Below are 10885 nucleotides of genomic sequence, written 5' to 3' on the forward strand. Positions count from 1 at the left end.
ATGGGTACATTTGGTAATTGGGGTAGACCAGTTAGTTCAAACGGCAATACAACTGGAGTTGTTGTAGGTGATGGTAAAACAGCAGCTGAGATAGCTAAAGCCCTAAAAGTAGCAAAAGATTCGAAAAAAAGCTTGGCTAAGCTTAGTAAGGATGAGCTTGAAGCCATATTATTCGTACTAGATGTCGCTGGTGTGATTCCTGGCGTTGGTATGGTTGCTGATGGTGCGGCAGGTATCGTTAGAGCATCTACAGGGGATTGGGGCGGCGCTTTTTATAGTTTATTAGGTTTTGTTCCAATTGCAGGCGATTTGTTAAAAGGGTCTGACTTAGCTTTGAAGATTGCAAAGAACCCTAGTTTTTATCTCAATCAATTAAAAAAAGCACAAAAGGCTGTTGAAAAACTAGGAAGTGGGTATGAAAAAGTAGCTACTTTTTTTAAGAATCAATCTAAAAAAATTGAGGACTTTATATATAGCAAAGATACTAAAGGTAAACTGCCTAAGAGAAAGAAAGAAGATAGTGGCTCTAAAAACAAAGATAAAGACCAAAACAATAATAAAAACTGTCCTAAAACCTGTAAGCCTGTCAATCCTATACTAGGTATCAAGATACTACTAGATAATGAAGATATTGATTTTATCTTAACAGGAGACTTACCCTTATTATGGAATCGGCACTATGCCAGTGATAGCCTTGTAGGTCGAGGCGAAACAGATGATCCTGATGGTTGGTTCGGTCAAGGCTGGGCTAATAGCTGGTCAGAACAATTAAACGTCATTCCAGATGCTGACTTGATTGAGTACATTGACAGTAGTGGTAGAGCCATTAACTTCCCTTATATTGCCACTGGCAAAAGCTTCTACCTTCGTAACGATGATATTCGGTTGCATCATGATGTTAATGGACAATACCGCATTACCTCAGGCACCAGTGACACTGGCGATGGTATTCAGTTGCACTTTGGCAGTCCAGTCAGTGAAGACCCTCTATTACCTATCCGTAGACAGCGCCTATATTGCACAGGCCAAAGTGATCACTATGGCAACCGTATTACTTTAGAATATAATACAGACGCCAGTCTCTCTCATCTACCTCGCTATATAAAAGACAGTGCGGGTAGATTATTGCAACTAGACTTCAATTTAATTAAAAATGATGAGGATAAAGGCTTACGCTTACAGCAAGTGGTTCAGCTTACAAGTCTAACAGACGATAAGCTATCTCAGCTCCTACCTGCTTTAGATAGAAAAGTTCAGCAGCAATTACAGCAATCTTATAACACCAGTATTCACACTTTCATCAGCGAAGTTCAGACGCTTATTAAGAATGGCGTGCTGTCTAAGAATTTACTTGTTGCAGATACTCTAGTGACTTATAGCTACAGTAAAGAAGGTGACTTAATTGAAGTTAACCCTTATCTAAATCCAACTCGTCGCTTTGACTATAAAAACCATATTATGATCGCGCATCATATCGACGGCGGCATCAGCAGCTATTATGAGTACGACGACTACCTACCCACAGGCAAAGTGCTCATCAACCGTGTTAGCAATGGTCAGACCTATCATTTTGACTATCAAATAGATCAATCTATAGTTACTGAGGCAAAAGACACTGCAAATGAGCGGCAAACGATTTATCACTTTGATCAAGACAAGCGTTGGACAGGCATTACTGACGCTCTTGGCAACCGCACTAGCTTTGTTTTAGACGACTATAACCGTCCTATACAAATTATTAGTCCAGATGGCAGTATTACCGAAAACCAGTACTCTGGTAATCATCTAACCGCAGTTAAACAACTGATCGACTATGAGGTGATGACTAATTTACCTCTATGGCGGTCTCAAAAGTATTTATACGATAATAATCAATTAACCGAATTACTTGATCCTCTTGGCAATGCAACGCAGCTTACCTATGATGCTGCTGGACAAATTAAAAAAATTACTGATGCTAATGGTAACAGCACACATATAGAGCGTGATGATAAAGGTCGTACCATTAAGCAAATACTTGCCAACGGCAGCAGCTTCAGTTATGAGTATAACCATCAAGGCGAGCTGATAGAACAAACGGACTGTAGTGGTAATCCTACCTATTATAAGTACGATAACCTAGGACGTGTCATTATTGTCACTGATGCACAAGACCAGCAAACCACACTCACCTATGACCAGAAAACCGATAGCGCCACTAACAGTAATGGTATTCAGCACACCCAAGCGCCTACCCATATTCGCTACCCTGATGGCAGTAGCGAGCGCTTTGTCTATGACGCCTTAAATCGTCTGCTCAAGCATACGGACGCCAAAGACCAATCCACCGAGTACCAGTATACTGATGACAGCCTACCCATACAGCGCATAGACGCGCTAGGGCACACGCTTGACTACGACTATGACAATCTACGCCGTCTGATTAAACTCACCAATGAGAACGGTGAAGCGTGGACATTTGAATATGATAAAGCAGATAATCTCATCAGCGAGACGCGCTTTGATGGTTATATCAGTCACTACGAGTATGACAAAGCAGGGCAACTGGTACACCAAACCGACAACTCACAAGCCAAACGCGAAGAGCAAAAGCACACCTACCTGCAACGTGACCTGCTCGGACAGCTGACGTATAAGCACAGCCTAGATATCGTTAAGCCTAACAGCAACGTAAGCAATCAAAGCCAACAGCGTCATCACAAGACCCAGTATCAGTACGATATTGCAGGACAGCTCATCCGAGCGACCAGCCCTGATGCCAGTACCCATCTGGCGTATGACGACATCGGGCAGCTGATTAGCGAGCGCTTAACCCGTCATCATAAAAACAATTCTCAAGGTCAATTGACCCAAAACATCGAACAAACCCTAACTCACAGCTATGACGAGATAGGCAACCGCATTGCCACAATACTGCCCGATGGCAAAGTCATCAACCAGCTGTACTATGGCTCAGGGCATTTATACAACCAAAGCGTGCAAGACGGCGACAGCATCACCGAAATACGCCATAGCGAACGCAATGCACTGCATCAAGAAACGACAAGGCAACAAGGCGAGCTGCTATCGAGCTTTGGCTATGACCCCATGGGACGGCTCACCAAGCAATACAGCTCAGATCATAATAAAGGCCGTATCGTCGTACAGCGAGATTATAACTATGACGTGTTAGGACAGCTTACCCATCTATCAGGGCAGACGCAGCTCAATCATAAATCGAAAAATAGTAGCACGGCAAGTAGTCTGTTCCAGCGCAATCATCAGTATCAATACGACAAAGTCGGACGACTGACCGAGCATATGCTCACCGACTTCGCCAAGCAATCAGGCACGACAGAGCGCTTTGCCTTTGATCCTGCGAGTAATCGCGTGCCTGTATCTACAGTTGATAAAGATAACAGCGAAACTAATAACGCTGTAAACAACATCCACAAATCAGGCAGACCGACTAAGCTTATTACCGCTGACAAAATAATTACTTACACCTATGGCATACACGGTCAAGTCCTGTATAAAACAATCACTCCAGCCAAAGACGGTAAACCACTAGCTCAAAGTAGCAACGCGCTAGTGAGTAGTCGCAAGTCCATACAGCACTACTATAATCCCAATAATGAGTTGGTGAAAACTATCACTAATATCGAAGAGGGATTTGAGCTAACCGAAATAACAGCGACTTACTATTACGACGCTTTTGGACGACGCATCGCCAAAACCAGTGACACAAAGGTAAAAACCAAATTCATTAATAGTAAGCATTCAAAAACGGTTAAGTACCACCTTCAACAGCAGAAGACTAAAAATAAGCAAACACACTATCTATGGGATGGTAATAGACAAGCACAGGAATATACTGATACTCATGTGTTTACCACCGTGTATGAGCAAGACAGCTTTGAGCCAGTCGCAAGACTGGTCTGGCTCAAAGATGCGCTATTAAAATCAGCTAATGATGAGATTAAGAACACCGAGCGTGAATCTTGGGAAGATGAACCGACCCTCATCCCAAACATGCAGGTGTATCATTATCACAATGACCATCTAGGTACGCCGAATGAGCTGACCAGTCAAGACGGTGAAGTGGTTTGGTTGGCGGATTACGCGGCATGGGGCAATACTGCTCAAGTCGTCTACAAAGAAGTACAGCTTTATAATGTGATTGTTTCTGCTGATGAATTACAGCCCATAAGATTTCAAGGTCAGAGCTTTGATGTTGAGACAGGACTGCATTACAATAGATTTCGCTACTTTGATCCTGATTTAGGGATGTTTATCAGCCGTGATCCTATAGGTCTTTTAGGAGGCTTCAACATTTTCTCTTATGCACCTAATCCAGTTATGTGGGTAGACCCTTCTGGATTAGCGGTCTATCATACAAACTGGAGTAAAGCTTATAACTCTAGTAAAGGTGTTCCAACAAATTATCAAGTCCATCATATAATACCCCAAGCTGTAGCAAGTGAGGCAAAGAAACTGTGTGCAAGCTTTGACGTTCATAATAAAGATAATCTTATTGCTTTACGTAACAGTAAAAATGTTAATTTAGTTACAAAAAACGGTTATGGTGCAACCATACATTCTGGTCAACATCGTGGATATAACTTAGCAGTTACAAATTTGTTAAAAGGCGCACAAAGAATAAATATTCCTGGACTTAATGCATGTATGAAATTAAAGGCTGTTCAAAAGATGCTACGTAGTCAACTTGTAAAAGGAGACATTCCATTAAATAACTCAGGCTATGACCCCAATACTTTCAGCACGGGTGATATTCAAAAAGCATTTACTGAAGCGATAAAAAGTTCAATACGAAATCAACAATAAGGATATTTAGTTATGAAAAAGTGGAACGACATACTTGAGTCAGCGCAAGAATTTGTCGATTTTTTAGAAAGAGATACATTCTTTGATAAGCCTTTTGTTAATACTATAAATGCATTAGTAATCAGTGATCCCCTGTTAGGTTTTAAATATGCTAATCAAGATGATGAAGTGCAAAGCTTTCCAGCTTGGGAGTCAATTAGCCGAGGAGAGTATTCATTTCCAGATTCTTTTGAGTTATATGGTTATGTAGGTCATCAACTTCTGAAGAATAACTTTTTCAACATTCAAAGCAAGAACTTTAGTGGATTTAATGAGCTTTGGGATAGTACTATGGCAGAGCTAATAACTGATGATATGTATTATATATTCCAATGTTACGCTAATAATTATTTTCCACCTTTATGGAAAGATATTCTTACTGCTTATTTAAACAATGGACTACCTTGTGGCTGGTCTGATTTTCCACCTAAAGGTAAGCTAGTCGTTTTTTCTAATGAGCTGTTAGAGCCATAGCTATTTATTTTGGTAAAAAAGAGGGTTAGCTGGGCATTTTGCTCAGCTTTTTTACACCTGAATAAAGACCACCTATCACTACGACAATTTTGGCAGACGCATTGCCAAACAAACCCAGACGAAAGACAAAACCAAGTTTGTAAACAGACAATCGACCAAGATTATCACGTTCCCTGTACAACAGCAGAAAACCCAACATAAACAAATACACTATCTATGGGATGGCAATAGACAAGCACAGGAATATACTGACACCCATGTTTTCACTACCATCTATGAACAAAACAGCTTTGAGCCTATAGCTAGACTGGTATGGTTAAGAGATGGACTGACCCTAGCGGCAAATGATGAAGGCTGGTATGGCAATAATAAACCTGAGCCACCGTCCGCTATTCAAATCTATCATTATCACAATGATCATCTAGGTACACCAAATGAGCTGACTGACCAGAAAGGTGAAGTTATTTGGCTGGCGGATTATGAGGCGTGGGGTAATACCGCTAAAGTGGTATGGCGAGAGGAGAAGCTTGAGCAATTACAAGTATCTGCTGATGAGCTACAGCCTATTCGTTTTCAAGGTCAGAGTTTTGATACGGAAACAGGATTGCACTACAATCGGTTTAGATATTTTGATCCTGATTTAGGGATGTTTATCAGCCGTGATCCTATTGGACTCATGGGCGGCTCAAACGTCTTCCAGTATGCGACGAATCCTACGGGGTGGATCGATCCTTTAGGTTTAAAGAACTATAGAGACAAATTTTGGGATAGAGCAGGTGGTGCAGATAGAAGTAAATATCAAGTTCATCATATGTTTCCCCAAGATCTTTATAGCGATAATAAGCCAAAGACTAAAAAGATACTAAACTGTCATGGCATGGGTAAAGACGACTTAAATAACTTAATAGGTTTACCTAGAAATGAAAATGATAATCCAAGAAAAGGTAGTCCTTGGTTTGGCGCTTCAAAACACAACTCAAGTCACAGAGCATACTCTGATGCGTTAGAGGCTGCTATTATAAGAATAGGAGCAAAAGGCAGCTGCGTACAACAAAAAGCTAAACTTGTACTATTACAAAAAACATTAAGACGAATGCTCAATAATGGACAAGCCATTATGAGTAAACAAGGTGCAAGTACCACACAGTGGGAAAATATATTTAAAGGATACTAACTATGAATAATTTTAATTATAGAGATGTTTATTTAAACTATCTAAAAGTCTTTGAATGTATTATAAAATCAAATAACTTCTTGAGACCTAACAACACTTTGCCTTCGGATAAATTTCATATTATAAATGATTATCAAAAAGCTGATACTTTATACACTATGGAGTATCCTTTAGAAGAGCTAGGAGAGAAAGAAGGCAGTAAATACGATATTTATGCTGACTTAATGAACGAAAGGATTGATCTGCACTATGGTTTTTTCGATACTTTCACAGATACAGATTATCTAAATCATTTAGACTTTAAAGGCAAGTTTTTAGAAAAATTTTTCGATATAGTTGTAGCGGCTGAACAAAAAAACTCAAATTTTCCTGAAGAATTTACAGATTTCGTTCTGAATCACATTTTATCCTATATATCTTATCTGACATTTTCCAATACTGCTGATAAATTGCTAGATTTAGAGATTGAGGCATACACCAACGGAGCCATGCCATGCGGTTGGTACGGCAAATATCCTAAGGGAAAGCTTGCGGTCTATGTTCCTTTAGCTGAGTAAAAACTGCTATCTCAACTCAAATAAGTTAATCTATAGTCAAGCCCACCTAAAAGTGTTATAAACTAATTATCAAATACAATTGTTATTATAAAGACCATGACTTACTCACTAGATTTTCGCAAACAAGTTCTTAAAAGTATAAATGACGGTATGACCTTTGCCGAGGTGGCTGAGTTTTACAATCTGAGTCCAACCACGATACAGAATTGGAAGAGACGTATTCATAGTAAAACAACCAGACAAACTAAACCGTATAAAATACCAGATGACGTGCTACTTAATGATGTCAAAGAACATCCTGATGATTACCAGTATGAGCGAGCACGTCGTCTAAACTGTAGTAAAACAGGCATTTATCATGCTCTAAAGCGTCTTGGCATCAGTCAAAAAAAAGACTTTGGAACATCCAAAAGCATGTCCAGTAAAAAGAGCGATATATCTAAGTAAGCTTAATAACTTTATACAACAAGGCTATCCCATCGTCTATATGGATGAAAGCGGCTTTGAGCACGAGACTATTCGCTCTCATGGCTATGCACCAATTGGTAAACCCTGTATCGATAGCTACAACTGGCAAGGTAAAAAGCGAACCAACGTCATCGGTGCTCTGTATGAAAAGATGCTGTTTGCGCTTGATTACTTTGAACAGAATATCAACAGCAATATATTTTATGACTGGTGCAAGTTCACGCTTATTCCAAGTCTCAAGACTAAATGCGTGATTGTCATGGATAATGCTCAGTTTCATAAAAATAAACGGTAATCCTCCCAATAAAAAAGAACACTCAAAAATAGAGAATAACTGCTAGAATAAACCAGCAGGAGAATCCTATGAAAAAGACCCGTTTTAGCGACAACCAAATCGTCAACATCTTAAAGCAAGCAGAACAAGGCGTTCCTATCACCGAGCTCTGCCGAGAACACAATATTAGCCAAAGCACCTTCTACAATTGGCGCTCGAAGTATGGCGGCATGGACGCCACGCTTATCTCACGCCTCAAAGCACTTGAGACTGAAAACGCCCGATTAAAGAAGAGGTACGCTGACGAATGTCTTAAATCAGACATACTACAGGACGCCATGACAAAAAAGTGGTAGCGCCACAAAGGCGCAGACAGCTCGCTTGTCACTATATTGAAGCGCGTAGCATTAGCATACGCCGCGCTTGTCGTATCTTTAATATCAGTGTGACCTGCTACTATCACAAGTCCGTGGCAACGGATGAGAATAAGCAAATAGCAGACTTACTTATCAAACTAACTGATGAGAATAAGAACTGGGGCTTTGGCTTATGCTTTTTAACCCTGCGTAATGTCATGGGACTGCCATACAATCATAAGCGTGTATATCGTATCTACTGTGAGCTTGAATTAAACCTTAGAATCAAGCCTAAACGTCGCATTAAACGTGCTAAACCCGTTCCACTGGCAGTACCTGACCAGATCAACCACAGCTGGAGCATGGACTTTATGCACGACGGCTTAACAGATGGGCGTGGCTTTAGACTGTTTAATGTGATTGATGACTATAACCGTGAAGCCTTAACGGTCGAGGTTGACTTCTCACTACCGGCTGGGAGGGTGATACGTAGTTTGAACCAGCTCATTGAATACCGAGGTAAACCTGTCCAAATCAGATGCGACAATGGCCCTGAATATATTAGTAATGCGCTTAAAGACTGGGCTGAGCAGCAAGGTATCACTATTAGTTATATTGAGCCTGGCAATCCACAGCAAAATGCTTATGTAGAGCGCTTTAACAGGACAATGCGTTATGATTGGTTAAATCAGGAGTTGTTTGATAATCTTGATCAAGTCCGTCAGCAAGCAGAGACTTGGTTATATCACTATAATAACGAGCGCCCAAACATGGGTAACGGTGGTTTTACGCCGATACAAAAACTCAATCAGGCAGCTTAATTCTATTTACTAGGTGTCTTATGGTTGGGAGGGTTACCATACGAACTTGACTTCATGTTAGGCAACAAAGTGCTAGTAGTAACCTCACCCTAACGCAACGCCTCACATGCAATACCATCTTTATCGCGGTCTAAGCGCGTATATCCTGCTTTTTTTGCGTTACTCAAAGCATTCGGCTTCCGCTTGGCTACCAAAGTCAGCGCATACCACACCTCCTGCATTTGCTGTGATAGCAGTAAGCAACATAATAGATGAGACTACAAAAACAATAATATTTCTCATAAGTTAATCCTTTAAGGTTAATTGTTTTTAAATCTAACCCTTACTGTCAAACCAGATCAGGACGTATACTCCAAACAACTACCTATTAATAGCTTTTACTTTAGACGCCATTATCAAGCCTATCTTGGTACTCATCACACACCCTCAAACCCGCTTTAATAGCATCACTAAGGTCAGCACCCTCTTTGACACTGTAGGGCACGTTTGGGCGCATATTAGCTTGATTAAGAGCATCTACGGATGACTTGTTAAGCGGCGTACCGATATAAGATTCATCGGTAAAGCCCTCTGGTGCAAAATATACTTCACGCCCAAATTTTGGATGAGAAGTGCAGGATATCTCGCCATAAGGCACAGTGAATGGATAAGGTGTTGCATACTCAGTAGGCCATAGTGCTTCGTTTACGCCGATGTAACCTGCACCGTAGTATTCGTCGTATTCTGGTTCGACAGGCGTACAAGCTGTTGTCAACAATAAGGTAAGTCCTGCTATTAATTTACTCATCCTCATCTTTATCCTTATTCAAAACCCCTTTCTCCAGATTATCTATAGCTGTTTTAACCCAATTAACATCCTCACCATTGGTATGTTTAAAGTATTGGATGATGCCAAACTCAGATATTGCGGCTATATCGGACAGACGACCATTACCCCTAAATAACCGACCTACAACTTGTCTTATAACATCCTCTGTAAAACCATCTTGATCTATTACTTTTATAACAAGACCGCTAGTTTGACTGCCCTCTTTCTTGCAATCGAATAGATAAAAAACTCCAAGATTAGTAATCAGGCGCATGACGAACACTACCCTTACTTGAAAGTCATTTTTTTTACTGCGCATACCACGCACTGTCTCACCAATAAATATAGGATCGTAAGCAACATTTACACAGTCTATGATTACAGGAGCGTAGCGCAAAGTAACTTTAAGGTCTTGAGCATAGCGTAAAAGACGTTCAAAATTATTCTTTATAGAGTGAATCGCGCCACTATCCACTAAAGCTTCAAATCTACCAATGTCACCATTAGCATTACCATCCTCCCCATCAGCATAAGCGTCAGGCTTGTTCTGCGGCAACCATATAACCTTTGATTTACAGCTATCTACAGCCTCATCTAAGGTCAAATTTGCGCCCTTGACAAGCTCTCTTATCTTGCCTATGAGTTCTATCCTATGCCTGACTACAGCTGTGGTTATATTATTAGCATCTCTTTCAGCCTCTAGTAAGATCTCATCAGACTCAACGGTGTTATAGATCGGTCTAATTCTGGATGTTTGAGGTTTGATGCCATCGCCGTATGTAGCAGAATTAGGCTTGTCTATCCTATATTCTATGGCATCTCCTTGCGGCATAGACATACCTAATATTTCAGTACAAAGCAGAGTCTGATCGTCAATTCTCAAACCTGCTATTTTAATTTGAATGTCCTGCTTGTGATAAGGTTCGACCTTTAAGGAATAGTACTGCTTGTCATTAGCGAGCATTCTTTTATTGAGGTTCCAAACCAACCCTTTAGTATAAGAGTTTGTTTTTAAGTAGTATAAAAATACAGCGTCCCCCTATGGCAGGATAGTTGTCACCCCTAAATAATAATTCCAAAGGGGACAATG

The 10885-nt window shown here is 40.5% G+C and carries 11 protein-coding genes; 7 read left to right on the top strand and 4 right to left on the bottom strand.

Annotated elements, in window-relative coordinates; all coding sequences use genetic code 11:
* From EI164_RS03500 to EI164_RS03530, 7 genes are all read left to right on the top strand, one after another.
* Positions 1–4824: an RHS repeat-associated core domain-containing protein gene (locus tag EI164_RS03500; protein WP_192518614.1), complete on the top strand. Its 4824-nt coding sequence runs from the start codon at positions 1–3 to the stop codon at positions 4822–4824.
* Positions 4825–4836: 12 nt separating this feature from the next.
* The gene (locus EI164_RS03505) at positions 4837–5337 is read left to right on the top strand and encodes a hypothetical protein (protein WP_192518622.1); all 501 of its coding nucleotides are present in this window, start codon (positions 4837–4839) and stop codon (positions 5335–5337) included.
* 397 nt (positions 5338–5734) lie between these two features.
* Entirely contained in the window at positions 5735–6511 is a 777-nt protein-coding gene (locus EI164_RS16910; RefSeq protein WP_227680056.1) for an RHS repeat-associated core domain-containing protein, read from the top strand.
* A gap of 2 nt (positions 6512–6513) precedes the next feature.
* A complete protein-coding gene (locus EI164_RS03515) occupies positions 6514–7068 on the top strand; it encodes a hypothetical protein (RefSeq protein WP_192518615.1) in 555 nt (184 codons plus the stop codon).
* A 96-nt stretch (positions 7069–7164) separates the two neighbouring features.
* Positions 7165–7515 (top strand): IS630 transposase-related protein, encoded by a 351-nt coding sequence (locus tag EI164_RS03520; RefSeq protein WP_192518616.1) that lies wholly within the window; start codon positions 7165–7167, stop codon positions 7513–7515.
* Between the two features lie 40 nt (positions 7516–7555).
* A complete protein-coding gene (locus EI164_RS03525) occupies positions 7556–7831 on the top strand; it encodes a transposase (protein WP_192518617.1) in 276 nt (91 codons plus the stop codon).
* 68 nt (positions 7832–7899) lie between these two features.
* A protein-coding gene (locus EI164_RS03530) for an IS3 family transposase (protein ID WP_192518618.1) occupies positions 7900–8987 on the top strand; the annotation gives its coding sequence in 2 pieces (ribosomal slippage) (positions 7900–8152 and positions 8152–8987; 1089 coding nt in all).
* Between the two features lie 89 nt (positions 8988–9076).
* Here the strand turns inward: EI164_RS03530 and EI164_RS16915 are convergent.
* The 4 genes from EI164_RS16915 to EI164_RS03545 form a co-directional block, all read right to left on the bottom strand.
* Positions 9077–9199, bottom strand: a complete 123-nt coding sequence (locus tag EI164_RS16915; protein WP_227680057.1) for an excalibur calcium-binding domain-containing protein — start codon at positions 9197–9199, stop codon at positions 9077–9079.
* A complete protein-coding gene (locus EI164_RS17280; protein WP_263972656.1) occupies positions 9147–9269 on the bottom strand; it encodes a hypothetical protein in 123 nt (40 codons plus the stop codon). Before EI164_RS17280 ends, EI164_RS16915 begins: the two co-directional genes overlap by 53 nt.
* A 100-nt stretch (positions 9270–9369) precedes the next feature.
* A complete protein-coding gene (locus EI164_RS03540; RefSeq protein ID WP_225739089.1) occupies positions 9370–9774 on the bottom strand; it encodes a hypothetical protein in 405 nt (134 codons plus the stop codon).
* Complete coding sequence (locus EI164_RS03545; protein ID WP_192518620.1) at positions 9767–10759, bottom strand: hypothetical protein; 993 nt, start codon at positions 10757–10759, stop codon at positions 9767–9769. Before EI164_RS03545 ends, EI164_RS03540 begins: the two co-directional genes overlap by 8 nt.
* Positions 10760–10885: the final 126 nt, after the last annotated feature.

It is taken from the genome of Psychrobacter sp. FME13 (assembly GCF_014861395.1).
Classification (GTDB): Bacteria; Pseudomonadota; Gammaproteobacteria; order Pseudomonadales; family Moraxellaceae; genus Psychrobacter.

Excerpts from the sequence above, each read along its gene's own strand:
- EI164_RS03520 (WP_192518616.1), top strand. The coding sequence starts at position 7,165 with ATGACTTACTCACTAGATTTTCGCAAACAAGTTCTTAAAAGTATAAAT.
- EI164_RS03505 (WP_192518622.1), top strand. The coding sequence starts at position 4,837 with ATGAAAAAGTGGAACGACATACTTGAGTCAGCGCAAGAATTTGTCGAT.
- EI164_RS03515 (WP_192518615.1), top strand. The coding sequence starts at position 6,514 with ATGAATAATTTTAATTATAGAGATGTTTATTTAAACTATCTAAAAGTC.
- EI164_RS17280 (WP_263972656.1), bottom strand. The coding sequence starts at position 9,269 with ATGAGAAATATTATTGTTTTTGTAGTCTCATCTATTATGTTGCTTACT.
- EI164_RS03500 (WP_192518614.1), top strand. The coding sequence starts at position 1 with ATGGGTACATTTGGTAATTGGGGTAGACCAGTTAGTTCAAACGGCAAT.
- EI164_RS03540 (WP_225739089.1), bottom strand. The coding sequence starts at position 9,774 with ATGAGTAAATTAATAGCAGGACTTACCTTATTGTTGACAACAGCTTGT.
- EI164_RS03525 (WP_192518617.1), top strand. The coding sequence starts at position 7,556 with ATGGATGAAAGCGGCTTTGAGCACGAGACTATTCGCTCTCATGGCTAT.
- EI164_RS03545 (WP_192518620.1), bottom strand. The coding sequence starts at position 10,759 with ATGCTCGCTAATGACAAGCAGTACTATTCCTTAAAGGTCGAACCTTAT.